This is a genomic window from Roseobacter weihaiensis, from assembly GCF_020622345.1.
Taxonomy (GTDB): domain Bacteria; phylum Pseudomonadota; class Alphaproteobacteria; order Rhodobacterales; family Rhodobacteraceae; genus Roseobacter; species Roseobacter weihaiensis.
Window position 1 is genome coordinate 43,607 of record NZ_JACNMO010000005.1, and the last position, 25,985, is coordinate 69,591.

Consider the following 25,985-nt stretch of genomic DNA (forward strand, 5'->3'; position numbering starts at 1 on the left):
TCCTAACGGATGAGTTTCTGGACAACGCCAATCAACTTGGCCGGATCGAAGGGCTTGTTCAGCCAGCCGGTGGCCCCTGCCGCCTTACCCTCCGCCTTGGCTTCGGGCTTGGATTCGGTCGTCAGCATCACGATCGGCACACCCTGCCCGTTTGCCTCGCCGCGCGTGGCGCGGATGAACTCAAACCCGTTCATAACTGGCATATTCAAATCCGTGATAATCAGATCAAAGCGCTGGCCCTGCACCTTTTGATGCCCGACTTGCCCGTTTTCGGCCGTCACCACGGTGTAGCCTTCGGGCTCAAGCGTGAAAGCGATACTTTTCAGAATTGAATCACTGTCATCAACGGTTAGAACAGTTTTGCTCATCTCAACACCACCTGCTCAGAACCCATGACGTTTGCCGCATGGCCCGTCAGCTTGTATGTGCAGCCAGCATCGGCCAGCGTCGCGATGCAGCTTGCCGCCAGTTGGATCGACAGCAAAGATGGGTCCGCTGCATCGAAATCAATGGTGCAGGAAGCTGATTTGCTAAGCTTCTCAGTTTCTTCATGCAGTTTCTGATGTACGGCCTTTGCCGTTTCAAAGTCCGCAGTACTTGGAACAAGGATTCTTTTTGACATGCTATCCCTCTCATCGCTTGGGACAGCTAAAACACACAATGTCATAACAATTAGTTTATCGATTTAGGTCTATCGGTTTTTTTGGACTTTAAGTTCGATCCCGACCGGCCAGCAAAATACCAACCTTGCGGTGTTGTGCGCCAGCAACCTCAAACCCTTGGCAATCACAAGGCGGTCGCTTTCCTCTTGAGACGGCAAAAGATGACAGCACTCCAGCATAAAGGCTTTGTTCGGTTATCGCGGTCGCGAGCTTGAGGCATTGAACGTGGTGATCGCTGAGCACTCAGAGAGACACATGACACAGCGCAGGCGCGCGGGTCTCATCAAAATATTCGATCATGGCAAGCGATTGTGTGAGGATATGACCGTCCAACTCGAGCACAGGAACAAGGCTTTGCGGATTTCGGGTGAGGTGGGCGTTTGACCTGTGGCTCGCCTCCAGCAGATCAACGACTTCAGTGTCCCAGGTCTCCTTCGCGAGACCACGGGCTATCCGAACACGGTAGCTGGCCGAAGATCTCCATAGTCATTGAGTCGGGTCATTTTGGCTTTTCCATGAGTTTATCCAATGCCGCATGCAACGCATCCGCTTGATGATCCAGTTTTTGGAGTAGTCCCGCCTGATAGTTTTCTGCAATCGGGATCAGCTCATGGAGCAATTGAACGCCTGCATCCGTTAGCGTCAGCTTGAGCAGCCGCCTGTCGTCGCTATCCACCTGCTTGGCGAGATAGCCCTTTGTTTCGAGTTTCGTTGCCGCACGGCTGACCTTGGATTTCTCAAGGCCGACGCGCTTTTCAATGTCACGGACCGACAGACCTTTGGTGTAGCCAACGTTCACCAAAACCCGCCATTCCGCGATCGAGATGCTAAACCGCGCCAGGTATTGCTTGGCCAGACCGGCGCTGAGCTCTGCTGCGATCACCGTGAGACGATAGGGCAGATAAGATTCGAGATCGAACGAGGGAAGTGTTTTCGCCATCAGCGGACCTTTCATTGGCCGCACTATGGGCCCACACTCGTTGCAAATGCAATAAATTTCTTGACCTCGTTGCAAATGCAACAAATACTGTCATGCAAGCTTATTATCCGGCAATTTTGGGAGCACCATATGAACGAACAGGCCTCACCTTCCCGCCTCACGTTGGCACCCGAAAATACAGGAACCAAGCAAGGCTATATGCCCGGCTTCGGAAATGATTTCGAAACGGAGGCCCTGCCGGGCGCTCTGCCGCAAGGCATGAACAGCCCGCAAAAGTGCAACTACGGGCTTTATGGTGAGCAGTTGTCCGGCACTGCCTTCACCGCGCCCAGCCATCAGAACGAGCGTACGTGGTGCTATCGCATTCGGCCATCGGTCAAACACAGCCACCGCTATGAAAAGATCGACATGCCCTTTTGGAAATCCGCGCCCAATTTGCACGCGGACGTCACAAGCTTGGGTCAATACCGCTGGGATCCCATCCCGCATTCCGACGAAAAACTCACCTTTGTGACAGGCATGCGCACCATGACCACGGCGGGGGACGTGAACACGCAGGTCGGCATGGCCACCCATGTCTATCTGGCCACGGAATCCATGGTGGACGACTATTTCTTCTCCGCCGATTCCGAATTGCTGATCGTACCACAGGAAGGCGTGCTGCGCATCTGTACAGAGCTTGGCGTGATCGAGCTGGAACCAAAAGAGATCGCCATCATCCCGCGCGGCCTCGTCTACCGTGTCGAGATCATAGAAGGCCCCGCGCGCGGCTTCGTCTGTGAAAACTACGGGCAGAAGTTTGAATTGCCAGGGCGCGGCCCGATCGGCGCCAACTGCATGGCCAATCGGCGCGATTTCAAGACGCCCGTCGCCGCTTTCGAAGACCGGGAAACCTCTTCTCGGGTGACAATCAAGTGGTGTGGACAGTTTCACCAAACGAGGATCGGGCACTCACCGCTCGACGTGGTTGCCTGGCATGGCAACTACTGCCCCGTCAAATATGACCTGCGCACCTATTGTCCGGTCGGCGCAATCCTGTTTGATCACCCTGATCCGTCTATTTTCACGGTTCTGACCGCCCCGTCCGGGCAACCTGGAACAGCGAATATCGATTTTGTGCTGTTCCGCGAGCGCTGGATGGTGATGGAGGACACATTCCGCCCACCCTGGTATCACAAGAACATCATGTCCGAATTGATGGGCAATATATATGGTCAGTACGACGCCAAACCGCAGGGATTTGTACCCGGAGGGATCAGCCTCCATAACATGATGCTGCCGCACGGGCCGGACAAAGAAGCGTTCGAGAAAGCCTCGAATGCAAATCTGGGGCCGGACAAGCTGGACAACACCATGTCGTTCATGTTCGAGACCCGATTTCCACAGCATCTGACGACCTTTGCCGTGCAGGAGGCCCCGCTTCAGGACGACTACATCGACTGCTGGGACGACATCGAAAAGAAATTCGACGGCACCCCCGGCAAGAAGTAGTCGCATAAAGGACCACACAAATGTCATTGATCCGTTCCTGGGTTGCCTCGGCAAATGCGGAAACGACGCCCTTCCCCCTCAACAATCTGCCTTGCGGGGTGTTCTCGCTTGGCGATGACGATCCGCGTTGCGGCGTGGCGATTGGCGATATGATCCTTGATCTGCGCGCCGTCGAGGCTGCGGGCCTGATCGCCGTTTCGGATGCACCGGTCTTCGCTCAGCCTGTCTGGAACGGCTTCATGGCGCTCGGCCGCTTGGCTTGGGCTGATCTGCGTGACAAGCTGACCGCACTGCTGGCCGAAGGGTCCAACGCGCAAACCGATGTCGAACCCCATCTTGTGGCCGCCGCGGATGCTGTCCTGCATATGCCCCTGCATGTGCCTGAATACACGGATTTTTATGCAGGCCTGCACCACGCCTCCAATGTCGGCACCATGTTCCGAGGCGCCGAAAACGCGCTTCCACCCAATTGGCTGCACGTTCCGATCGGCTACAACGGGCGCGCGTCTTCGGTGGTAGTATCGGGCACGCATGTCCGCCGCCCCTGGGGCCAGATCAAAGGCCCGACTGACGACAAGCCTCGCTTCGCCCCCTCCGCCCGGTTTGACATCGAGCTTGAGATGGGGGCCATCGTCGGCACCGCCAGCAACGGCCCGATCACGGTGCAAGAGGCCTTTGACAACATCTTTGGCTACGTACTGCTGAACGACTGGTCCGCACGCGACATTCAGGCCTGGGAATACCAGCCGCTTGGCCCGTTTCAGTCAAAGGCCACGGCCACCACGATCAGCCCTTGGATCGTGACCGCCGCAGCCCTTGAACCCTTCCGGCACGACGCGCCGGAGCGGCAGGTCGAATTGCTCGATCACCTGAAGGATTGCGGGCCGATGCTCTATGACATCGATCTTGCCGTGACCCTGACCCCGGAGACCGGCCAGACCAGCACTATTGCCCGGACAAACTACACGCAGATGTATTACTCAGCGGCCCAGCAGCTTGCCCATCACACCACCGCAGGCAGCCCGATGACCGTCGGTGATCTCTTGGGCTCCGGGACGATCTCCGGCCCGGAGAAGGGCGAACGGGGATCACTGCTGGAGCTGAGCTGGGGCGGCAAGGAACCCTTCACGCTTGAGACCGGTGAAACCCGCAGCTTCATAGAAGACGGTGACACATTGGCCCTGACCGGGCACGCGCGGGGCGACGGGTACATCATTGGGTTCGGGCCCTGCAATGGGACCGTTCTGCCGGCTCTCCCAGACCCTTATGCACGCTAGCTCTCGCCGCTGACCGGCGTCGACGATTTTACAAAGGAAACTGAAATGGCCAAAGCATTCGCATCCCAAGGCGACATGACTGAAAAGAAAATCACCTTTGATGAGGTTGGTGCGGGGCTTTATGCCTTCACTGCCGAGGGCGACCCCAATTCAGGTGTCATCATCGGCGATGAAAGCGTCATGGTTGTCGAGGCGCAGGCCACCCCAAGGCTGGCCGAGAAGGTCATCGAGCGGGTGCGCGGCGTCACAGACAAGCCGATCAGCCACGTCGTGCTGACCCATTACCACGCCGTGCGGGTGCTGGGTGCCTCCGCCTTTGGCGCGGAAAACGTCATCATGTCCGACGCCGCCCGCGCAATGGTGGTAGAGCGCGGACAGGAAGACTGGGACAGCGAATTCCAGAGGTTTCCGCGTCTGTTTGAAGGTCACGAAAGCATTCCCGGCCTCACATGGCCCACGGCGACTTTCAGCGACAGCATGACCGTCTACCTGGGCAACCGCCGCGTTGACATCAAGCATATCGGCCGCGCGCATACGGCCGGTGATGCGGTGATCCACGTGCCCGATCAAAACGTGATGTTCACCGGGGACATCGTCGAAGACCACTCTGCCTGCTATTGCGGCGACGGGTATTTTGCCGATTGGGGGCCAACGCTTGACGCGATCAAGGCCTACGACGTGGATGCCATTGCGCCCGGGCGCGGGGCGGCATTGATCGGAAAAGACGCCGTGGAACGCGCAATCGAGAGTACGCGCGATTTTGTCAACAGCACCTACCGGCCCGCCGCCCGTGTGGCAGCACGCGGTGGATCATTGAAAGAAGCATGGGACGCGGTGCGCGCGGCCTGCGATCCAAAATTCGCAGATTATGCCATCTACGAGCATTGCCTGCCCTTCAACGTCTCGCGCGCTTATGACGAAGCCCGTGGCATCACCACGCCTCGGATCTGGACGGATAAGCGTGACCTCGAAATGTGGGAGCAGCTTCAGGGTTAGCCCGGCAAAGACCCCCCTTCCCCATTCAGGTGATCTCATGGTCCAAGACAGATACGCGCTCGCATTCAAGCTCTACCCTTATCAGCAAAGTCCCGACCAGACGGCTGAAACCCCTGCGCGCCACCCCGTTGTCGTGGTTGGTGGCGGGCCGATCGGGTTGGCAATGGCTCTTGATCTTGGCCGCCAAGGGGTTCCGGTCGTTGTTCTGGACGACCATGAGGGGATCGGGATGGGCAGCCGTGCGATCTGCTTTGCAAAGCGCACGCTTGAGATTGCCGAACGCTATGGATGTAGTGGCCCCATGCTGGAAAAAGGGGTTATCTGGAATGTGGGCAAGGTGTTCCAAGACGACCGGCAGGTGTTCGAATTCAACCTTCTGCCAGAGGAAGGCCATGCTAACCCCGCCTTCATCAACCTGCAGCAACCCTATTTCGAGAAGTTCATCTTCGAACAGATCCAGGCCGAACAAGCCAAAGGCGCGCCGGTTGAGGTTCGCGGTAAAAATCGGCTGGATTCCATCGAAACCCACACCGATTGCACCGTTTTGACCGTCACCACACCCGATGGACCTTACACCCTGGAGGCGGACTGGGTGATTGGTTGTGACGGAGCCAGCTCACCTCTGCGCGAGATGATGGGGCTGGAGTTCGACGGACGCGTCTTTCAGGACAGCTTCCTGATCGCGGACATCAGGATGAAATCCGATGAGTTTCCGACCGAACGCTGGTTCTGGTTTGAACCTCATTTCAAATCGGGGGCGTCGACCCTGCTGCACCGACAACCGGACGATGTCTGGCGCGTGGATTTTCAGATCGGTTGGGACGCCGACCGCGCCGAAGAGATGAAAGAAGAGAATATCCGCAAGCGGCTCGATGCGATGTTTGGCGATGACGTGGAATACGACATGGTCTGGTCGTCAATCTACACGTTCCAATGCCGGCGGCTGGAGAAGTTCCGCCACAACCGCGTGATCTTTGCCGGGGACGCGGCCCATCAGGTGTCACCGTTCGGGGCGCGCGGGGCCAATTCGGGGATGCAGGACGTCGACAACCTTGGCTGGAAACTGGGTATGGTCATCAAGGGCCAGGCCCCGGCAACGCTGCTCGACAGCTATGACGACGAACGCATTTACGGCGCGGACGAAAATATCCTCAACTCGACCCGGTCCACTGACTTTATCACGCCAAAATCCGAGATCAGCCACACTTTCCGCAACGCGGTTCTGAAACTGGCCGAGCGTCACGCCTTTGCACGCCCGCTGGTGAATTCAGGGCGCTTGTCGGTGCCCTGTGTTTACGACACCTCTCCGCTCAATGGGCCTGATGAACTGCCGGGCGGCCCTGCGCAATCGCGCGTGGGCAGCCCCTGCAAGGACGCCCCGGTGAAGGATGGGTTTCTGCTGCAATCTTTGGGGGATGAATTTGTTTTACTGTCGATCAACGCCGAGATGTCAGATCTGCCCGAGGTCGATGGCATTCCCCTGCGTCATGTGACGATCAGTACAGATGACGACCCAAGCGGCGCGTTGTCAGAGCGATATCTCGGCACTGCGGCCTCTGCAGTCTATCTGATCCGCCCGGATCAGCACGTTGCAGCCCGCTGGCCATCCTTTGATCCAACCAAGGTAAGCGCTGCCCTGCTCAAGATTTGTGGAAAGGACTAATCGATGACCGCTCTGATCTTGTCACCCAATATCACGACGCCAGACGATTTCTACGCCGATCTGATCGCCGCTCATGAGGGGTTGTCCGACGAGGAGAGTGACGCCTTCAACGCGCGGCTGATCCTGATCTTGGCAAATCATATCGGGGATCAGGATGTCCTAAATGAGGCTTTGAACACCGCACGCTGACCTCAACCCATCTGCGTGAAGAGCTTTCGGCCGCCGGGCGGCTTGCATCGAAACTGCCATCGCGCGAAGCCGTGATGCCCAGAGAGCTGAGATATTGTGCGAAAGCGGCCTCAAGGGCATCCTGACCTCATCATCGGGCGAGCCGATAGCGCCGCCCTCTTTCCGAAAGAGCAAGGGGTGATGACCCTGCAATGATGGCATCAACAGCCGGTCCAAAGTGTTTGTGATGCGATGGCGTTCACCGGCAAACTGCGTCCGCGGATCAAACAACAGTGCCATCGAAACAGCCAACTCCGTAACGTGCTCCCAAGCGGGGTACACGATGTCAGCGGGTCCCGTGGCACAAGGCAGGAACGGACGCAAAAGTCACTCGCCACAGATATCTTCGGCAAGGGCAAGCCCGTAACCGAACATCGGATCGCGCCCCGCGGGCCCAAGTTCTTCGCTGGTCGCCGAAAGACGATTGCGCACGTCGGCGACACTGCGTGCCGCGACAAGGGAAGGGTCGGCCACCAATCGGGCGGTGACAAAGGGGGTTGCAATCGATGTGCCCGTTACGAAACGCGCGCTGCGGCCGGATGGCACCAGCACGTCCACACCAGGAGCCGCGATATCCACATGCGGACCGCGCACAGCATTGCGGTAGATGCGCCGCTCGGCGTCTACCGCAGTCACAGCGATCACCCCGTCGAAACCGGCGGGATAAAGGGGATCAACATCCGGACCCTCGTTACCGACAGCCGCCACCAGGATCAGACCACGCGCCACAGCCCGTTCAACGGCGAGGTCGAGCAGTTTATTGTATGGCCCGGCGAGCGCGAGATTGACGAAACGCACCTCTTCCTGCGCCAGCCAGTCGAGCGCCCGCACGAGGGAATCCGCACCCGCCTTCAGTCCGAGAGCATCTTGTTGCCCAAAGACATTCGCCCCGTAGATCATGACCCCTGTCAGGCGGTCGGGGTTGGCGAGAACAGCGGCAACGTCCGTACCATGAGCGGCTGGCACCGCCTGACCATCGAAGAATGAACGCGTGATTACCTTCACCCCGGCCAGCGCAGGGGCGGAGGTGTCGATCCCGGTATCGATCACCCCCACAGGCCCTCGCGCACGGCATCCATTTTTGCGCCAGCGCATCATCTCGTTGGCATAATCCAGTGTCTGCGCGGTGCGCGCCGTTTGCTGGAGACGGTAGGCGTGGTTGATGCCCACCGTGGCACTCGGCACCGCCGCTTCAAGCGCGGCAATCGCCTCCGGCCCCGTGACACCGGCAGGCATCCGGAACGTGAGCATCGTAAGCTCAAGTCCGCGCAAACGGGTCACGTCGAGCACCTGATAGCCATCGGAAACAGCCGCGGCACGCATGTCAGCGGTGGCCTGCGCATCGGGGACAAGCGCGATGACTTTGCGCGGCCCGACGGCGTCCGGTTCAACGATCCCCGGGCCATGACGCAACGCCGCGCAGCCGAGCAGCATCAGAAAAAGACTGACAGCGGCGACCAGACGACCGAACTGTATGGCGTGGAACATGCTTTATCTTTCTTTGTGTCGGGTGGCGCACCGGCACGCCTTGTTTCAAACCCTTTGTCGTTCGGAGCTCGGTACGGGTTCAAAAAAAGGGAAAAAATACATCCCGAGACAAACAATTTTTGAACCCTGTCGCAAGACTGTGCGACAAAGCCTTGAACACTGCAACACAACGGGTGCGATGACATGGATCGGGATGACGCAATTCTCAACTATCTGCAAAATCGGCTTGCCCCCGAGGATCGCGCACAGTTCGAGGCCTCCATGACACAGGATGCATCGCTTTCCGCCGAAGTCGACCTGATGCGGTCGGTCCGCGCAGACTTGGCGGCGGCGCCAAAGCACCAAAACAGCGATGCCGTGTGGGCCAGACTGGCTGCCAGTATTGATCCCGTGCCTCAGCCGGCCAATGAAAACCGCCGCCCCTGGATGCAGGTCTTGCGATATGCGGCTGTCGCTTGCATTGCGGTTGCCGCCTGGCAGTTCACCATCGTGCCACGCACCGGCAGCGTGTCAGAGGGATTTCGCACATCAAGCGAGCGCGCGCCGGCTTTCATCCTTCAGGTCAAGTTTGTCGAGAGCGCAACAATCGGCGAAATCGGTACATTGCTCGCAGCCTTGGGTGGGACAATCTCCGACGGGCCGAGTGCGCTCGGAGTGGTCCGTGTGTCCTTCCCCGATCAGGCGTCGCAACGAGAGGCCATGGAAGCGTTGAGCGCCCGGACCGATTTGGTAGAGATCGTTCTGGAGCAATGATCTAGCGGCGCATCCCCGCCGTGAGACACCGCATCAAGGCCTGTTTGGCATGAAAGATGCGGGTCTTGATCGTCCCGACCGGCACGGCCTCGATTTCAGCAATCTCCGGGTAGGTGAGATCTTCCAGAAAGGCGAGACGGATGGCTGATTGCTGCACATCTTTCAACCCATTCAAACACCGATGAAGCCGTTGCTTTTCTGATGCCGCGATCACCGCCGCCTCCGGGTCCGGGGCGGTATCTGCGCTTTCGGGCACCTCGTCCACGAAGGACAGCCTGCCGCGTTTGCGCAGCGCATCGACCAATTTGTTGCGCGCAATCGCGAAGAGCCAGGTCTTCACGCTCGAGCGCCCCGAAAAGCGCGATGCGGTACGCCAGACATCGAGCATCGTGTCATGCACACAATCCGATGCAAGCTCTTCGTTCCTGCAGCGGGCAACTGCGAACCCATAGACGGCGTCATTGTATCGGTTGTACAGATCTCGCATGGCACCTTTGTCGCCTGCGGCAATACTTGAAATGAGATCCTTGTCGTCCATCGTATTTTCGGCTCGCCGGTCCCACCACATGTTTCAACAAGAAGTGCCATTGGACACCGCTGGACACAACTCTTAAGCGCAACGGCCTGGTCGAAGGCGGAAGGCACCCAGCGTTTTCCTGTGCCTCTCACCCGATCAGGATGTGGAGTGCCGCAAGCATGCCGCTTTACGACCATACCCTCATAACCGGTTGACACGGCAGAACATCTCAATCTGACGCACAGCCGGTTTTTGACAGAGGGCGCGCCGTTTGCGCATCGTGATGCTGCGGCTGCCTGGTTCAATCACTATGCGGCACTGCGCTCCATCCGTGGTAGCGCAACACTCTGCGCAGTGCCGAGAATAGCGAGACCCCGTCCACTTCAAGCCAACGGGGCCGCACACCACCGATGGTACGCTTACCTAGGCAATCATGAAATCGTCGGCGATAAAGTCTGTGACCACAGTATCTTCGAATGTGATCACCTTGTTGTTTAGGGCCAGTTCCACGTCGTCTCCGACCTGGGTCAGGTTTGCGAGCAGGTTTTCGGTGGTGACGTCAGGATCTGTTGTGACGAACTGCAACTGGTCTACGCCGATCTCGAAATCGAGGATGATATCGATGCCATTGTCTTCCTCGAAGAACACGAAGGTATCCGCCCCTTCACCGCCGCGCATCACGTCATTCCCCGCACCGCCGCGAATGACGTTGTCCTGATCGTTGCCGCTGATCGTGTCGTCAAACGCGGTGCCGGTGACGTTTTCGAAATTCTCAGCCGTCGAATTGCCCAGCGTGCCAGCTTTCAGATTGACGGCGACCGCCTCCGCGGCCTGCGACAGATCCAGCGTGTCCACGCCATCGCCACCGTCCAGATCGAGGACGATCTCGTCCAATACTGTGTCCACGATCACGGCCGTATCATCGCCGCCCCCGAAATTCGTCTCCAGGGTCTCCGTTTTGCGGATGTCAAGCTGGAAGAGACCACGCTCGGTCTGGTCGTTCACTTCGATCCGGGCAAACTGCACACCTTTGTCGGTCATCGAGAATTCAGCAACATCCCTGTTCTGCAGATCGTCGTTCACCAAATCCGTGTCGAAATTGACCTGAACCAGATCGTCTCCCTTGCCGCCATTCATCAGGTCCGATCCGTCGCCATTGTTCCAGACAAGGATGTCGTCGCCGCGACCGCCATAGATGAAATCGTCGCCCTTGTTGCCGACAAGGGTGTCATCCCCCCCACGACCAAAGATCTTGTCGACACCGCCGAGGCCTGAAATGACGTTGTCCTGCTTGTCGCCGGTGATTTTGTCGTCGAACGCGGTGCCGATAACATTTTCAAAATTCTCAACCGCCGAATTCCCCAGCGTGCCAGCCTTCAGATTGACGGCAACCGCCTCGGCCGCCTGCGACAGATCCAGCGTGTCGATGCCGTCACCGCCATCAAGGTCGAGCGTGATCTCGTCCAGCACCGTGCCCACGATCACCGCCTTGTCGTCCCCACCGCCAAAATTCGTCTCCAAAGCTTCGGTTTCACGAATGTCGAGCTGGAACAGGCCACGCTCGGTCTGGTCATTCACTTCGATCCGGGCAAACTGTACGCCCTCCTCTGTCACAGAAAATTCGGCCACGTCCTTGTTCTGCAGATCGTCGTTGACAAGATCGGTGTCGAAATTCACCTGCGCCTTGTCATAGCCGCTGCCGCCATTCATCAGGTCCGAGCCATCGCCGTTGTTCCAGACCAACAGGTCGTCGCCACGACCCCCGAACATTTGGTCATCCCCCCTATTGCCGACAACCCGGTCATTTCCGGAACCCCCGGAGAGGTAATCGTCGCCGTCGCCACCTTCCAAGGTGTCATGACCGGACCCGCCAAAGATCACATCATCGCCAAGACCTCCTGTGATTTTGTCATCGCCAAAAAGGCCAAAGATCAGGTCGTCCCCCCCGTTGCCAGCGATCTCGTCATCGCCGAACGTACCGACAATAAGCTCGTCGCGGTTCGAGCCACCGATCTGGAGGCCACCGAAAAACAGATTAAATAAGTTGAAGCTAGGCATTGGATTCTCCATTCAAATATCATTTTCGTCTTTATGTTCACCGCCACCTGTCCCGAGCCTGCTCCTGTTGTCTAAGCCTCAGGTTTGTGCCCGTGCAGCCGGCGAGACATCCATTGGTCGCGCCGACGCCAACCACGGTTCAAAATTATTTTGGGGGGGCGGCCGCAATGCAAAGGAGACCTTGTCAAGACAATCTCCAGGTCATGTCGACCCAACCGGAGGGCTGCAAAACTCAATTGACAGCCTGCGTTTCCGGTGTGCGTTAGATGGCACGACATCTGCGCAATGAGGATCATCTGGTGAATGAGAAGCAGATCAAAGACCAAGGCCCGGGGCAGAAAATGGATGGCGTTTCTCAATCACAAGCGACCACACCCGGCAGTTGGCGGACAGCCGCCTCGGGCCTTGCCATCGCGGCGATGACTGCTGGGCTTGGCCTTGGTTTGGTGATGCCCCATCAGAACAACGGGCTGATGGGCAAAGTGCCCAAGGCCGCGCGCGACCGGGCCGCGGGTGTCTTGGCCACGCTGGTCTTTGCAGGCCAGTTTACCGCCCAGGTCGTCGCGGGCCTTCTGGTGCAGGTCATCACATTGGGGCGGGTCTTCGCAGTTTTCGCCGGGATGTAGGCACCAAGCGCGTCCTTGCTTTGGCGGATTAGGAAGCCGCCGGAGGCTTCGCGCGTTGCACCAGACGCATGAGGGGCTGAAACCGGCCCGTGAACAGCGGTAAAATCCTGGGGCACGCCGCAGCGCTGACCGCGTTGTGACCGGCCCCTTCTTTATGGTGGTTTGCAGGTACGTCAGAAACGGCACATGTCTTGTGACAGAGGGCTTGGATTTCTCGCGCCGCGCCAAAGGGCAAAGCCTGCCCTTTGGCTTTTTTCCACCAGTCGGATGTGGTCTTACAGGTTGCCTCTGCCCATTTCTGCCGCGATATGGTCAGCCTGGCGAATGGCCAGAGCGACAATCGTCAGCGTGGGGTTCTCTGCCGCCCCGGTGGTGAACTGCGATCCGTCGGAGATGAACAGGTTGGCAATATCATGGGTTTGACCATGGCTGTTGACCACACCGTCACGCGGGTTCTCCGACATCCGGTTGGTGCCGAGGTTATGTGTCGACGGATAGGGTGGCGTCGGGAAGACACGTGTCGCGCCAACGGCCTCATAGACCGCTGCGCCCTGCTTATAGGCATGGTTGCGCATCGCAATGTCGTTGGGGTGGTCATCGAAATGCACATTCGGCGCAGGCAGGCCGTATTGGTCTTTGACATCATGGTTGAGCGTGATTCGGTTGGTTTCCTGCGGCATGTCTTCGCCCACGATCCACATGCCGGCCATGTTTTCGTAGCCATCCAGCGCGGTGGTGAATTCACGCCCCCAGGCACCGGGGTCAAGAAAGGCCGCCATGAACGGCAACCCAAGTGCGAGGGTCTCCAGCTCATAGCCCCCCACAAAGCCGCGGGACGGGTCGTGGCGGGCTTCGTCCTGGATGATCCCCGCCATGGTCGTGCCCCGCCACATCTTCACCGGCTTGTCGAAGATCGCGTAGACCGATCCCGTCATGTGACGCATGTAGTTGCGCCCCACCTGGCCCGAGCTGTTGGCCAGACCGTCGGGATACATCGATGACTCCGAGTTCAACAGCAGCCGCGGGCTTTCGATGGAGTTTCCCGCCACACAGATAATCCGCGCCTTCTGCATCTGCTGATTGCCATCGGCGTCGGCATAAAGCACGCCGGTGACCTTGCCACCCTCATCATGCTCGATCTTGAGGACATGGGCCCTTGAGCGCACTTCGAGGTTGCCCGTGGCTTCGCCTGCGGGAATGTCGCGATAGGCGGCGGACCATTTCGCGCCCCATTTGCACCCCTGAAAGCAGAACCCAGTCTGCTGGCAGGCTTGCTCTCCATCCCGTTCGGCGGAATTGATCGCCATCCGACCGGTATGCACGTCCTTGTAGCCGAGCGCCTTGGCTCCCGCTTCGAAGACTTTGTAGTTGTTGCATCCCGGCAGACCTTCGCGACCGCCGGTGCGGGTCACGCCCAGCTTGTCCTCGGCCTTGGTGTAGTAATCATCCATCTCACGTGGATCGATGGGCCAGTCCAGCAGGTTTGCGCCCTGCACATCGCCATAGGTCGTTCTGGCCTTCCACTCGTGATCCTGGAAGCGCAGGGACGCCCCCGCCCAATGGGTCGTGGTGCCGCCCACGGCCTTCACGATCCAGGCGGGCAAGCCGCTGAAATCCTTGGCCACACGCCAGTCGCCCGAGGTGGTCCGCGCGTCGAGCCATGCCAGCTGGCCGAAGCTTTCCCACTCGTCATTGACATAGTCCTCGGGCAGATACCGCCCGCCCGCTTCCAGGGCGACGACGCTGACGCCCTTCTGGGCCAGTTCGTTTGCCAGAACCCCGCCGCCCGCGCCGGTTCCGATGATGACGACAACGCTGTCGTCGTTCAGATCAAATGGTGCACTCATCTTCGTGATCCCCCTCAAACCCAGTTGATGTCGTCAAAACCATGGTTGAGATAGCCGCCCTGGGAATAGCTCTCTCCCTCGTAACCAAAAAGCGGCCAGACGGCTTTCTGGTTATAGAGCCCGGTGACAAGCCCGCCCCGGACGGCCTGGAAAAACGCGCTGTTTTCCATACTGCGCAGTATGTCGACGCGGTCGCGTTCCCAGCCCACATCGATGTAGCTGGCGTAGCCTTTACCCTCGGCGGCGGCGTTCAAGGCTGCGATGCCCGCCTCGACGGTTTCGGCATTCTCTTCGCTGTCATAGCCTTTGACGGCCGCAGCGTAGAATTCGTCTGCCACGTGGTCATGCGGATAAATATCGCGGGCCATCTGGATCAGGGTTGCCATCGTTGTCGGTTGAAGGTGCTGCACCTCCATCGCCCAGGCCGCTGAGGTCGAGGCAACATAGCCCGTTCCCACGACAAAGGCCGCACCGGCTGCCGCACTGCGCGACAGAAGCTGTCGCCGTGTTAAGGTTGCATTTGTGTTGGTCATCTGAGTGATCTCCTCCCGTGATCCATAGACTTCAGTGGTAGCGCCCGGCCTTCTGCAGAACCTCGATCTCGTAACCGTCGGGGTCCTGAACAAAGAAAAAGCGGGCAATGACTTCGCCGTCAGGGGCGAAATCCACCAGTTTGCGCGGCGCGTACCCCGCCGCTTCAAACCGCTTGTGCTCGGCGACCACGTCATCGACGCAAAACGCGAGATGACCGTAGCCGTTGCCCAAATCGTATGGCTCGGTTTGACTTTTGTTAACGGTCAGCTCAAGCTCGAAGCTGTTCTCAGCATTGCTGAGGTAGACAAGCGTAAAGCTTTCAAAATCGAGGCGCTCGGCGATCTGCAGCCCGAAGGCCCCCTCGTAGAACGCGGCGGAGCGTTTCTCGTCCAGAACGCGAATCATGGCGTGAATTGCTTTGGCCATATGGTCCTCCCAAACCGCTGGTTTCAGCCTTTGGGACAAGAATGCCGGAGCAATTCAGCTCGTAGGTAGTAGTGCGTTACTACAAAGCCACTTTATTCAGCAGCGATCTTGGTGCCTTCCGCCAGGATATGTTCCTGCCGGATCAGACAGGCGCAGCGTAGAAGTGACGTGAAATTCGCGGCTTCACCTCTAAGTTCAAGGACTTCCAAGTGAAGTTTCGAAATGAAAGCGGGCGTTGTCATGCCCTCCTGCACGGCTATTTCATCGATGATTTCCCAAAAATTCCGTTCCAGGCGAATACTGGTACTTTGCCCATTCAGGCGCAACCGGCGGGTCACTGGTTCGTAATCATCGGGGTCCTGTCCTGCAAAAATCTGGCACATACTCACATCTCCTCCCCAACTTCGATCACTCTTATCCTTGATCCGGAATCGTTTTTTGGCAAGCGCCAGAGGTTTCTGCTGTGCTGATGGGGTTAAAGAATTCGAGCTTAAAGAAGATGTACCATCTCTTGCGCCCGTGTCCGCAAAGTACTGCAAGGCTGCCTATGGAGCACTCTCGCTCACAACAAAGTCGGCGGTTGGAGGACGAGCGCCCTTCGGCTTGGGCTGCCCTGGCAAGCGGCCTTTCGCTCCAGATTTCAATGACCTCCGCCTTGGCGAAAGCAAACCCAGGTATCGCACCAAATCAGCAGCCCAGCCTGGACGTAACCTTGGCCACCGATGGCGCCGTGGCACGTGAGCTCCTTGTGACGCTTTGGGTATCGAACCGCGTACACTCGGCAGGTTTATTACTCTGCGGCACTTGCAAGCGCCGGGTGCCTGATCTTCGCCCAGCTACTCGCCAACCGCCAAAGAGCCTCGCCTGCGCAGGCGGCGCAAAGCGGGCGTCAGGCATGCTGCAGCCGTTGTCAGGCATACCATATCGATCAGCAAAACATCTGTGCCGCCACTCACCATGGCTTCGCCCCAGGAAAGCCCGCCGGTCTGCAGCCGATAAAGCGGCAGCAGCAAAATCCCAATGCCAAGCGCGGTGGCGTAAAACTCATTCATACGCGCCATCGGAATATGGCGGAACAACCAGGCCAAAAGGATCACCGCAGCACATCCGGCCAGAAAGGCATTTGTCGTCCAGGCAAAGGGAGCTCCAAAGAGATAGCCCGTGAAAAACCCATAAGCGCACACCACAATTGCAAGGGGCAGCCCCCAGGCAACAGTGACCAGGACATGCTCTCCTGCGCGCCATATCGGATCGTCCGCGCGGCGGCGCAGCCAGAGCTGCATACCCGAAATAATCGTGTAGGTCATCGCAGCGCCCAAGGCGACCCAAACCAGCCGCGAGGCAAGCCCGCCGAAATTACCGAAATGCAGCGGTGTCATCAGCTCTGCGAGGAGTGATCCGCTGGAAGGCGCGGATCCAACCAGATCAACGCGCCCCAGAAAGGCACCGGTCGCCCCCGCATATTCGAGTGTCGATCCCCTCAGGGCGCCCGGCGCGGCCCCATGGAAGGTTTCGATGATCGCGTCAGCCCGTCCGTAGTGGTGGATTTCGATCGCGCCAACGTCACTGCCCGCGCGTGTCCGGGCATCTGCAATCAGCAGTGTCAGATCCGTTGTTGGAACGGGTTTGGAATCCTCGATCATCGTGGTGCCTCCCAACACGGTGTCGAACGCCCGTTCCTGATCCCCGCCGAAGGCCACAAGCGCCACAACTGGCAGGCCAAGCGACACGGCAAAGCTGAGAAAGGCACCGGTAAACGACAACAGGATGGCAAACGGCAAGGACCACACACCTGCCAGCGTATGCCTGTCGCGGAACGACACCATGCGCCCGCCCGGTCTTTCGGTGGTGAAAAGATCGCGGATGATATGTTTATGGATCAGGATGCCCGTGAGTGCTGCAACCAGCATCGCCACGCCCAGCAAACCCGTCAGATAGAGACCCAGACGACCCGGCACATGCAGGCGCACATGCAGATCGACAAGAAACTGCGACAGGGCGGTCTCGGGTCGTTGACTGAAAATGTCGTCCAAAAAGCCCATGCCCGCTTCATGGATCGTGCCAGACCCCGGCGCGAGCACGTAGTGACGTCCGAAAAGCTGGTTGCCGCCGTCCGGATGGGCACGCGGCGCCCCAAAGAAAACGCTCAGATCGCCGCCGGTCCAGGTGCGGACAAAGACCGTGTCGTGCAGTTCGGGCGGGACTTGGGCCGCCAGTCGCTCCACATGACGATTGACAGGGCCGTCAAAGGCCCCCGTACGGTCCGCGCGCCCCTCCGACCAGGCCGTGATCTCATTGTCAAGAACCACGATCGTGCCGGTCAGCATGACGACGTAAAGCAGGATCGCAAGGGTTGTCGCGGACCAACCATGTAAGGCGACAAGACGTTTTGTTGCGGCAGCGGTCAGACTCATCTCAGGAAAGCTCCCACGATCAAGAGGAGGAAAAAGAAGGCCAGCCCAAGGTAGAGGGCGGCGATGCGCGGCAGGTTCCTTGTTGCAACAGGGAGGATCACGAAGGCGGTCCAGAGCACGGGAAAAAGAACCACAGGCAACACGAGGTGGTTGACCCCTCCGCGCCCCGCCGGAAGCGCGAAGGGCAAGCTGGCCATGGCCAGAAGCGCCAGCACGAGCGCTGCGGGGCCGGCAAAGATCCAACGCCAGAGTGTCTGATGCCCATCGATGGCCGAGGCAAATCTGCGGGCCACCACAGGAGTTGAAAGGCGCGAAAGCACAGCAATATCCATCATTCTGAGATTTCGGCTGGCGGCGCGGTCTGCGCATGGCTTGCACTGGTTGCAAGAATAGAACAGCCGGTGATGAATTGCGAGACCATAGGCGACTTTTTTAATAAGGTATTGTGCCAACCGGCAAAATATGGTTGTTGATTCCAGCGCACTCTAGCCGGATCAAGTGGTATCCCCGCCAGGGCAGGCGATCACAAAAATAGCGATCCGGTGGGGTAAACATGATCCGATCCATTGTAGTGGGAAGTGCTTCGATGTGGGCTGCGACGGTTGCCCACGGCCAAGAGACAGCCGTTCCTTTTGACCTGGGCACACTGGTTCTGCAGGGCGAATTGCAGGACCGGACACTGCAGGACAGCCCGACCTCCGCTGCCATCGAAACCGGTGAAGATCTCGAAGAACGTGGAGAGACGAACCTAAAGGACGTGATCGAACGAACGCCCGGTGTATCCTCCAGTTTTGGCGAACGGGGCTTTGTCATTCGTGGCATAGACCAAAGCGGCGTGGGCGGCGGCGGGGCGGGTAAGCTCGTCTCGACACAGGTCGATGGCGTTGCCTTGCCCGGCAATCAAGCCACATTTTTTGGCCCCTTTTCCACCTGGGACCTCGACCAGGTAGAGATTCTGCGCGGCCCGCAATCCACGCAGCAGGGTCGCAATGCGCTGGCAGGTGCGATTGTCTTGCGATCAAAAGACCCGGTTTTCGAACAGGAGTACCGGCTGCGGTCCGAGATCGGGTCGCGTGATTTCAGCCGCATTGCCCTTGTTGCAAACACGCCGCTGTCGGACACTGTGGCACTCCGCTTTTCCGCGGAAAGGATCCGAAGTGACGGCTATGTCTTTAACGCCACACGCAATGAAGATGCCAATCCGGAGGAAACCGACACCTATCGCGCCAAGCTGCTTTGGGAACCGGTCAATAACTTCAGCGCGACGTTCTCCTTCAGCCGAACCGATAATTTCGGTGGTGAGGATACCATCAATCGCACCTCGTCACCCAGTGGGGAGGTTGTCACGCTTGATCTGCCGACACGCGAAGGGTCGCGGCATGATATCTGGGGGCTGCGCACGGAGTGGGGGATCTCGGACAGGCTGACGCTGGAGACCGAGACAAGCTATTACACGCAGGACTATGTCCGTTCCGAGGACGGAGACGATACCCCGATTTTCCTGGGTTCCTTCGAGCGGCGGGTCGATACAGAAGTTTTCGAACAGGATGTGCGGCTGCGGTTTGAGACCAGCGGGGTCACCGGCGTGTTGGGGTTGTTCTATAGTGAGATCAAGGAGAAGCGCCCAGCCAACTTCATTGTGGACACGGGCTTTTCCCTCGGCGGAACACCTGGCAGTGCCAACGGGGTTTTCGTGGATCGTTTCACCGATTTCGCCACAGACGTCACCAACATCGCGATCTTTGGCGAGGCCGACATTCGGGCAGACGATATTCTGAACGGTTTGTCGTTCACCGTTGGCGCGCGCTATGACTACGAGGAATTTGCCTTTGATCAGATCACGACGTATTCGCTCCCCCTGCCAGCTCCCTTTACCAATTCCGCCGCACAGGGCGAGACCTCCTTTGACGCCTTCCTGCCCAAGATCGGAGCGACCTACGAATTCACTGAAAACCAGGCGGTGAGTTTCACGATCCAACGCGGCTATCGCTCGGGGGGGTCGAGTGTGAATATCGCGGGGGAACTGTCGAACTTCGACCCGGAATTCACAACCAACTACGAACTGGCCTACCGCGGGAGCTTTTACGAGGACCGGCTGTTGGTTGGGGCCAACGTGTTTTATGCCGACTGGGAGGATCAGCAAGTGAGCCGGTTCATCGGGTTTGTGCCCAGCGGACAGCCGGATTTCGAGGTGGTGAATGCGGGCGAATCGCGCATGTGGGGCGGTGAATTGTCCCTCGAAGGCGAGGTGAGCGAGAGGCTCGCCCTCTATGGTTCTGCTGCCTATGCCAAAACGGAATTCGTTGATTTCGTCAACGATGGTGTACAGCTGAAAGGCAATTCCTTTCCTTTTTCGCCAGAAGTGACCCTTGCACTTGGCGGGCGTTACAGCTGGGACAACGGCCTGTCGCTTGGGATCGATGCCTCCTACACCGACGGCAGTTTTTTCGATGTGGAGAACACAGCCGCACAGCGCAGCGATGATCGTTGGCTGGTGAATGCGCAGCTGACCTATGCCTTCGACGACTGGCTTTTGGGGCTGTATGCGCGGAATATATTTGACGAGGAATATGCGACATCTCGCTCCACAAGCAATGGGACAACGCTGGAGCGTATCGGAGAGCCGCGCACCGTTGGGCTTTATGTTCAGCGATACTTTTGACGGCTTCGTATGACGGTCATCGCGCTCGTTATCAGCCTCGGGGCCGTTGCATGGCTTGCGCGCCATGATCCAAAGCGACGCAGGTCGTCCGGGTTGGCACCTGTCGTGCCCCGCATATCCGCAAGGTGGGTGTGGTTCATCGCATTGGCCCCGGGCGGGATACTGGCGGTCTTGGGCGAGGCGGCGAGCCTGTTTTTGTGGATGGGCGGTCTATCCGCCTTCGGATGGGTGGTCGTGGCCATATCACCCGCCGCCTATCGCCGCTGGCTGGCAAGGTTGAGAGTTTGGGGGGCGGCGCTGCGGGCACGCATTGGGGTATCCAGGTAAACCTCCCACCCCTGCCCGCAAAGCGGCGTCAGTTACAACGTATCCTGCAACCCCGCGTTCCACATGTCGCGCGATGTCGGCTGTAGCATTACCCGGCCTGCCGATTGCGCCCCTTAGCGACCTCTGATCCTGATCGCGAACTGCCGTTGCGCGCCCAAGGGGGGTGGCGGAAAGGGCGCGGCCTTTTGAATGACGCGCAGGGCCGCATCATCAAGCGCGCTGGACCCGGATGTCCGCGCCACGGAGACACTGGCCAGACCGCCGTTGCCCGAGATCGAGAAGGCAACGGTTGTCACGCCGCGGCTGTTGACCCGGGGTTTCGAGACACGCGAGATGCGCCGCATGATCTCGCCGGGGTAATTGCTGGCGGCGGCATTGCCGCTTTGTGAGGCTTGCTGACCGCTATTGCCTTGGGTTGTCGCTTGCTGGGTGCTGGCACCATCTGCTGCGCCCTGGGTATTGTTGACCTGCGCATTGCCGCGAGCGGACTGCACGGCTTCAGCCTGTCTCTGGGCGGCTTCAGCCTGCCGTTCCCGCGCTTGCGCTGCAAGTGCCGGATCGCGTTGCCTCGGGCGGGCAGATACCCGCGGCAGATTGTCCTCGGGGTCGGTGGAAGGTAGTGTTTCGGGCGCACTGGCGGGTGGGGCTTCGGTGGGAGTTTCCGATGCCCGTGGTGCGTTTGGCCGGAGAGGTTGTTCCGGGGCAACCGGCGTTGGGGGGGGCAGTGCTGCAACAACTGGATCGTCTGAGAGCGACGGCGGTACAGGCGTTGGCGTGGCCTGGGCCGTTGTCTGCGGTAGGGCGTCCGGCTGGGGCGCCAGGCGGGAGGTGATGGGAGGTTGAACAGATGGCGTTTGCTGCGGCGCTTCCGCTGCCGGCGCTGTGCGGTCCGGCTGCACGGGGTCAGCAATGTCCTGCACGGTTTCGGCGGTCATTGTCCCGGCGACCATGTCTGCAAAGCTTGACCCGACACGGGCCTCGGGAGCTTCACCTGCGCCCGCCATCAAAACAGGCTCCTCTGCGGCCCTGAAGTTGGACACCCCGACAAGCAGGGCAGCGGCCAGAAGGATGGATATGGCTTTGGCCAGAGGTGAGCTTGCAATCATCGCAAGCTCCTTTCGGTAACGATTATAATACGTTCTGCCCCTGCCGCGCGCAAATCGCGGGTCAGGGTGACCAATGTCTGTGCCGGCAGATCCCGGTCCGGCACAAGTCGGATAGTCTGACGGTCGTCCTCCGCCAGACTGTCGAAGAAGCGCTGGATATCCGGTTGATCTGTACCGCGAAAGGCCAACCTTCCATCGGCATGGATCACCAGGGTATCGGGTGGGGCGCGTCCCTCCAGTTCAGTTGTCTTGACCAGCGAAAGCGTCCGGTCGAGAGGGTGTGACAGGGTGCCAGCCACCATGAAAAAGACCAGCATCAAGAAAACGATGTTGATCAGCGCAATGGTTGGTTCACGCTGTGATTTTGCGGGGGCCTGCCTGCGCACCATCTCAAACCCCCAGAACGCTGACGCGGAGCGCGGGCAGCCTGCGGAGCGCCACCAGCAGGTCTGTAAGGCGTTGCGCATCAACATCTTCTGCCAGGCTGACGAGCAAGACGGTGCCGTCCGGCGCCTCGGCCAGCGCAGAGGTCGGCAAAGTGTCCAGGGCGATCTGGTCGCCGTTAACGCGCACCGTATCCTGACCCAGTTGCAGGAAAAGCGGTGGTGTGCCGGAGGGGGCCACGGCACCGGAACTCGCGGCTGACAATTCCACTTCTGCAAATTGGGAAAACGTCGAGGTCAACATGAAAAACAGCAACAACAGGAAAATGACGTCGATTAGGGACGTCATCGACAGCCGCCGCCGTCTGCCCACTGGCCTAGCCATGCGCCGGAACCATCTCGGCGTCTGCCGGCTGCGCACCACCCAGAGGGGACAGGATGGTGAGAATGGCTTTGTCTGCCAGCACGCGTTCGGCCTCCATCCGGCTTTCCAGCCAACTCAATGCCAGGGCGGTTGGCATGGCAACAACCAGCCCGGCCGCCGTGGTCAGAAGCGCGACCCAGATCCCCCCTGCGAGGATGGAAGGATCGACCTGCGCGCCGGCGTCCTGCAGCGCCTGAAAGGCCGCGATCATACCCAGCACAGTGCCAAAGAGGCCCAGCAGCGGGGCAAGCTGCGCCACTGAATCCAGCATTCGAAAGCCACGCTCCAGTTTTGCAAAACGGGCCTCGGTCTCGGATTGCAGGCGGTCAAATGTCACGGCAGAGCCCGACATCGCCATGTTTACAACGGGCGCAAGATAGCTGGTTGATCGCTCAAGCGCCGCGCGCGCGGCGCTGCGATCCTGTGCGTCCCAGGCGTCAATCGCCTCGGACAGGGCTTTGTGTCGCCCGACACCTGCAACCGCAAACTGCCAGACCTTGTATAGGATCACCGCAAGGGTCAGCACTGCGACCCCCATCAGAATGATGACAACGGGGCCACCCGTTCGGGCAATCTCACGCAGTGGATCGAGAAGGGAGATGAAAGACGTATCCATTATCCGATCACCTCGACCTCTATACGTGAACTGGGGGTAAAGCCCGCGTCGCAGGCGGAAGGCGGCAGGCCGTCGCCTTCGCATGTGCTTGCACCATTGAAGAGAACCCGACCCAGCTCGTCACAGGTCAAATCCGGAACGGCAAACTGGCGCACGCGGGGGCGTTCCGAGGGGAGCGCGCCAAAGTCGAACAAGGTCAGCCGATCGACCTGACCGCTTCGGTCAAACAGAACCGTCTCATAGATCACGCGGTCCATGGCTTGGGCAAATCCATTGGTGATCAGGAACGTCAGCGTGCAGCCGTTCTCATGCGGGTCGGCGGCGTTCAGCTCTATGCTGATATTACCGGATGAACTCGGCTCGTTCGCGGGGGCGAAGCCACCGATGAAAGACACAAGCAGGGCAAATAGATATCGAAAAGCGCGTTGCATGATCGCTCCGTAAGCTACAGAAGGCCGGGCTACCTGGCTGAACGAACGAACGTCGACGGCTTGGTCACAGTGTTGCATATGTCCGAGATGACAATCCCGGCCGCTTTACACCTTGGTCAAGGGCTACCAAAAGTTTATCGTGACTGCAATCCTGACTTTTATACTAAGAAATTTTTACGTTGCGGCAGGAAGCTGATCGTTACCAGAAGACATCTCCGACGGATTTCGGCGGCCCTTCAGAGCTGACAGCTGACAGGCAACGGTTCGGCCCCACGAACAGTCAATTGACCAAGGCGATTTCGCCTCTTGCGCCCAATAGCCCTTTGTCAATTTGACCGTTCTCAATCTTGCTGACCTTCTCTGTATCTCGTTCGGCATCAGCCACGCGGACAACAACTCTCCGCAGCGACACCTCCAATTCCGGGTGGGAAACCATCTCGTTCTGCCAAGGTTGCAGTGCCCCCTGTAACTTGCTCAAGAACCTGACCTCATCGATCCGCCAGCCCGCTTCCCGCGGTTGGGTGCGGATTGCTGTGATCGACATCACGACCCGCTCCCGCGATCTGGCTTCGATCACTTGAAGCCTCTACCAAGCGGACGCCATGAAAGGATCGCCAGGACAAAGACCCCGCCTGCCGCAACAAGAAAAGGCACCGTCAGTGCAGTTTCGCGTCCGAATGAGCGCTGCGCAAGGTTCACGATGGCCCCAGAAGCCACCAGACCAAGAGGCATCATCCCCCAGGCAAAGGGCCGGTAAACGCTGTTGACCCGTCCCATGATCGCGTCCGGTACATTTCGCTGGCGATATGAAATGGAAAGCGTGTTCCAGACGATACCGCTGAGATAGAAGAAAAACATTGCAACAGCGACGATGATCGGCCCCGGCGCGAAGGCGATCAACAGGAACATCGGCGCGCAGGCCAGGTTCATCCATTGGGCCAGCACACCGGTCTTGAAAACCTTCAGCAGGGGCGCGACGATTACGCCACCAACGACACCGCCGATGGCTCCGACCGCGAGGATCAGCCCGTAGGTCGTCGCCCCTGCACTGAGGTTCTCCTGAATATGCAGTACGAGCGCAATAACGGCCATTTCGGCAAAGAAATTCCAAAAGCCCGTGATAAGAACCAGAACGCGGAGCATTGAGTGCCGTGCCACAAAGCGGAACCCCTCGGCCAAATCGGCCCGCCAAGCGCGCGGTTTCTGCGCGTGCGGTTTGAAATCTCCGATCAGGGATCCCGTCAGAAGGGCGGCGAACAACAACGCCACAGCAACCATGAGGAAGGGCAAGGGGATAAAAACCGCGACAAGAAAGGCCCCGATTGCAGGGCCAGCCATACTGTTTCCGGCGGTCTCGATGCTGCCCAGAAGCCCATTCGCGCGCTCCAGGTTGCCTGACGGAACAATGCTGGGAAGCATCGACTGTGCCGCGTTGTCCCGTGCAACCTCCGCACAGCCGATAACGAAGCCAAGACATAGCAAGCTACCATAAAGGGAAACATGGCCAACGCCTTCCAAGGACGGCTCCATAAGCGGCAGGCTCAACACCATCGCGCCCCCCCGCCACGCCATAGGCGAAGGTGCGGACAAGGTCGCAGAACACAATCAGACGCCTGCGATCCGTGTGGTCTGCCAGCAGGCCCGAGGGCAAAGCGAACAGAACCCAAGGGACGCGCAACGCCGCAGGCAGCATTGCGATCCAGAGCGGGTCGCGGGTCAGAAGCGAGGCGGTCCAAGCCCAGGCAATAACAGCGATCCCGTCACCAAGATTTGCAAGACCGACCGCCGCGCCGAACCGTGCGAAGGCGCCCCGCTGTCCGGTATTTGGATCATCCTGTGCCGCGATCTCTGTCACAAACGAATCCTTTCTGGGACTTGACGTTGGTTGTTGATACCGCCTCAAGCTAAGTTGAGGTCAAGAGGTTGGGCGCACTGACGTCGGCGGGCGAATTGGCGATAGGTGAAGTCGCGAAACGCATAGGCGTCTGCGTGACAGCATGGCCTATTTAAAAGTGGAAAGACGCCCTCCGGTCGCAACGCTGAGCTCCAAATCACCGGGGCCATCCTCCGCGCAACCTCATCCGGCGCATCACGGCTGTCCAGATCCCCCAACGGG

Annotated in this window: 29 protein-coding genes and 1 pseudogene; 8 read left to right on the plus strand and 22 right to left on the minus strand. The window is 59.0% G+C overall.

Going from position 1 to position 25,985, the window contains the following annotated elements; genetic code table 11:
* Window positions 1-2 precede the first annotated feature (2 nt).
* The 4 genes and pseudogenes from H7847_RS07440 to H7847_RS07455 all read right to left on the minus strand — a co-directional run bounded on the left by H7847_RS07440 (window position 3) and on the right by H7847_RS07455 (window position 1,617).
* Window positions 3-368: a response regulator gene (locus H7847_RS07440; protein ID WP_227268754.1), complete on the minus strand. Its 366-nt coding sequence runs from the start codon at window positions 366-368 to the stop codon at window positions 3-5.
* On the minus strand, window positions 365-622 hold the full coding sequence (locus H7847_RS07445; protein WP_227268755.1) for a hypothetical protein: 258 nt from the start codon (window positions 620-622) through the stop codon (window positions 365-367). The genes H7847_RS07440 and H7847_RS07445 overlap by 4 nt, the downstream gene beginning before the upstream one ends.
* Window positions 623-905: 283 nt before the next feature.
* A pseudogene (locus H7847_RS07450) lies at window positions 906-1,127 on the minus strand (glutathione S-transferase N-terminal domain-containing protein); the annotation flags it as partial.
* A gap of 34 nt (window positions 1,128-1,161) precedes the next feature.
* On the minus strand, window positions 1,162-1,617 hold the full coding sequence (locus H7847_RS07455) for a MarR family winged helix-turn-helix transcriptional regulator (RefSeq protein WP_227268756.1): 456 nt from the start codon (window positions 1,615-1,617) through the stop codon (window positions 1,162-1,164).
* Window positions 1,618-1,731: 114 nt separating this feature from the next.
* Here H7847_RS07455 and hmgA point away from each other — a divergent pair, with 114 nt between their 5' ends.
* The 5 genes from hmgA to H7847_RS07480 are packed head-to-tail and all read left to right on the plus strand — an operon-like array spanning window position 1,732 to window position 7,218.
* Window positions 1,732-3,093 (plus strand): homogentisate 1,2-dioxygenase, encoded by a 1,362-nt coding sequence (gene hmgA / locus H7847_RS07460; RefSeq protein WP_227268757.1) that lies wholly within the window; start codon window positions 1,732-1,734, stop codon window positions 3,091-3,093.
* A gap of 20 nt (window positions 3,094-3,113) precedes the next feature.
* A complete protein-coding gene (gene fahA / locus H7847_RS07465) occupies window positions 3,114-4,370 on the plus strand; it encodes a fumarylacetoacetase (protein WP_227268758.1) in 1,257 nt (418 codons plus the stop codon).
* Window positions 4,371-4,415: 45 nt separating this feature from the next.
* Window positions 4,416-5,366 carry an MBL fold metallo-hydrolase gene (locus H7847_RS07470; RefSeq protein WP_227268759.1) on the plus strand — a complete coding sequence of 317 codons (951 nt, stop codon included), beginning with the start codon at window positions 4,416-4,418 and terminating at the stop codon, window positions 5,364-5,366.
* Window positions 5,367-5,403: 37 nt separating this feature from the next.
* A complete protein-coding gene (locus H7847_RS07475) occupies window positions 5,404-7,029 on the plus strand; it encodes an FAD-dependent oxidoreductase (protein ID WP_227268760.1) in 1,626 nt (541 codons plus the stop codon).
* Window positions 7,030-7,032: 3 nt separating this feature from the next.
* The gene (locus H7847_RS07480) at window positions 7,033-7,218 is read left to right on the plus strand and encodes a DUF2783 domain-containing protein (protein WP_227268761.1); all 186 of its coding nucleotides are present in this window, start codon (window positions 7,033-7,035) and stop codon (window positions 7,216-7,218) included.
* Window positions 7,219-7,584: 366 nt separating this feature from the next.
* On the opposite strand, the gene H7847_RS07485 is transcribed toward H7847_RS07480, so the two are convergent.
* Window positions 7,585-8,745 (minus strand): S8 family serine peptidase, encoded by a 1,161-nt coding sequence (locus H7847_RS07485; protein WP_227268762.1) that lies wholly within the window; start codon window positions 8,743-8,745, stop codon window positions 7,585-7,587.
* 183 nt (window positions 8,746-8,928) lie between these two features.
* Between H7847_RS07485 and H7847_RS07490 the strand changes: the two genes are divergently transcribed.
* Complete coding sequence (locus H7847_RS07490) at window positions 8,929-9,498, plus strand: hypothetical protein (protein ID WP_227268763.1); 570 nt, start codon at window positions 8,929-8,931, stop codon at window positions 9,496-9,498.
* 1 nt (window position 9,499) lies between these two features.
* Here the strand turns inward: H7847_RS07490 and H7847_RS07495 are convergent, their stop codons facing one another.
* Both H7847_RS07495 and H7847_RS07500 read right to left on the minus strand, forming a co-directional pair.
* Complete coding sequence (locus tag H7847_RS07495) at window positions 9,500-10,036, minus strand: RNA polymerase sigma factor (protein WP_227268764.1); 537 nt, start codon at window positions 10,034-10,036, stop codon at window positions 9,500-9,502.
* A gap of 402 nt (window positions 10,037-10,438) precedes the next feature.
* Window positions 10,439-12,073, minus strand: a complete 1,635-nt coding sequence (locus H7847_RS07500) for a calcium-binding protein (protein ID WP_227268765.1) — start codon at window positions 12,071-12,073, stop codon at window positions 10,439-10,441.
* Window positions 12,074-12,339: 266 nt separating this feature from the next.
* Between H7847_RS07500 and H7847_RS07505 the strand changes: the two genes are divergently transcribed.
* Window positions 12,340-12,699, plus strand: a complete 360-nt coding sequence (locus H7847_RS07505; protein WP_227268766.1) for a hypothetical protein — start codon at window positions 12,340-12,342, stop codon at window positions 12,697-12,699.
* Window positions 12,700-12,974: 275 nt separating this feature from the next.
* Here the strand turns inward: H7847_RS07505 and H7847_RS07510 are convergent, their stop codons facing one another.
* The 6 genes from H7847_RS07510 to H7847_RS07535 all read right to left on the minus strand — a co-directional run bounded on the left by H7847_RS07510 (window position 12,975) and on the right by H7847_RS07535 (window position 18,255).
* Window positions 12,975-14,546 carry a GMC family oxidoreductase gene (locus H7847_RS07510; RefSeq protein WP_227268767.1) on the minus strand — a complete coding sequence of 524 codons (1,572 nt, stop codon included), beginning with the start codon at window positions 14,544-14,546 and terminating at the stop codon, window positions 12,975-12,977.
* A gap of 14 nt (window positions 14,547-14,560) precedes the next feature.
* A complete protein-coding gene (locus tag H7847_RS07515) occupies window positions 14,561-15,079 on the minus strand; it encodes a twin-arginine translocation signal domain-containing protein (RefSeq protein ID WP_227268768.1) in 519 nt (172 codons plus the stop codon).
* A 31-nt stretch (window positions 15,080-15,110) separates the two neighbouring features.
* Window positions 15,111-15,506, minus strand: a complete 396-nt coding sequence (locus tag H7847_RS07520; protein WP_227268769.1) for a VOC family protein — start codon at window positions 15,504-15,506, stop codon at window positions 15,111-15,113.
* A 92-nt stretch (window positions 15,507-15,598) separates the two neighbouring features.
* On the minus strand, window positions 15,599-15,889 hold the full coding sequence (locus H7847_RS07525; RefSeq protein WP_227268770.1) for a ribbon-helix-helix domain-containing protein: 291 nt from the start codon (window positions 15,887-15,889) through the stop codon (window positions 15,599-15,601).
* A 453-nt stretch (window positions 15,890-16,342) separates the two neighbouring features.
* Window positions 16,343-17,920: a PepSY-associated TM helix domain-containing protein gene (locus tag H7847_RS07530; protein WP_227268771.1), complete on the minus strand. Its 1,578-nt coding sequence runs from the start codon at window positions 17,918-17,920 to the stop codon at window positions 16,343-16,345.
* A complete protein-coding gene (locus H7847_RS07535; protein WP_227268772.1) occupies window positions 17,917-18,255 on the minus strand; it encodes a hypothetical protein in 339 nt (112 codons plus the stop codon). Before H7847_RS07535 ends, H7847_RS07530 begins: the two co-directional genes overlap by 4 nt.
* 218 nt (window positions 18,256-18,473) lie before the next feature.
* Here H7847_RS07535 and H7847_RS07540 point away from each other — a divergent pair, with 218 nt between their 5' ends.
* Complete coding sequence (locus H7847_RS07540) at window positions 18,474-20,582, plus strand: TonB-dependent receptor (RefSeq protein ID WP_227268773.1); 2,109 nt, start codon at window positions 18,474-18,476, stop codon at window positions 20,580-20,582.
* Here the strand turns inward: H7847_RS07540 and H7847_RS07545 are convergent.
* From H7847_RS07545 to H7847_RS07585, 9 genes are all read right to left on the minus strand, one after another.
* The gene (locus H7847_RS07545; protein WP_227268774.1) at window positions 20,567-20,824 is read right to left on the minus strand and encodes a hypothetical protein; all 258 of its coding nucleotides are present in this window, start codon (window positions 20,822-20,824) and stop codon (window positions 20,567-20,569) included. The genes H7847_RS07540 and H7847_RS07545 overlap by 16 nt on opposite strands.
* Window positions 20,825-21,022: 198 nt before the next feature.
* Complete coding sequence (locus H7847_RS07550; RefSeq protein ID WP_227268775.1) at window positions 21,023-22,015, minus strand: cell envelope integrity protein TolA; 993 nt, start codon at window positions 22,013-22,015, stop codon at window positions 21,023-21,025.
* Window positions 22,012-22,404, minus strand: coding sequence for an ExbD/TolR family protein (locus tag H7847_RS07555; protein WP_227268988.1), 393 nt, complete (start codon window positions 22,402-22,404; stop codon window positions 22,012-22,014). The genes H7847_RS07550 and H7847_RS07555 overlap by 4 nt, the downstream gene beginning before the upstream one ends.
* A gap of 1 nt (window position 22,405) precedes the next feature.
* Window positions 22,406-22,747 (minus strand): ExbD/TolR family protein, encoded by a 342-nt coding sequence (locus H7847_RS07560; RefSeq protein ID WP_227268776.1) that lies wholly within the window; start codon window positions 22,745-22,747, stop codon window positions 22,406-22,408.
* A gap of 28 nt (window positions 22,748-22,775) precedes the next feature.
* Complete coding sequence (locus H7847_RS07565; RefSeq protein ID WP_227268777.1) at window positions 22,776-23,438, minus strand: MotA/TolQ/ExbB proton channel family protein; 663 nt, start codon at window positions 23,436-23,438, stop codon at window positions 22,776-22,778.
* Window positions 23,438-23,869 (minus strand): hypothetical protein, encoded by a 432-nt coding sequence (locus tag H7847_RS07570; RefSeq protein ID WP_227268778.1) that lies wholly within the window; start codon window positions 23,867-23,869, stop codon window positions 23,438-23,440. Before H7847_RS07570 ends, H7847_RS07565 begins: the two co-directional genes overlap by 1 nt.
* A 280-nt stretch (window positions 23,870-24,149) precedes the next feature.
* Complete coding sequence (locus tag H7847_RS07575; protein WP_227268779.1) at window positions 24,150-24,413, minus strand: hypothetical protein; 264 nt, start codon at window positions 24,411-24,413, stop codon at window positions 24,150-24,152.
* Between the two features lie 29 nt (window positions 24,414-24,442).
* A complete protein-coding gene (locus H7847_RS07580) occupies window positions 24,443-25,441 on the minus strand; it encodes an MFS transporter (protein ID WP_319799756.1) in 999 nt (332 codons plus the stop codon).
* Window positions 25,353-25,724: an MFS transporter gene (locus tag H7847_RS07585; protein ID WP_227268780.1), complete on the minus strand. Its 372-nt coding sequence runs from the start codon at window positions 25,722-25,724 to the stop codon at window positions 25,353-25,355. Before H7847_RS07585 ends, H7847_RS07580 begins: the two co-directional genes overlap by 89 nt.
* Window positions 25,725-25,985 lie beyond the last annotated feature (261 nt).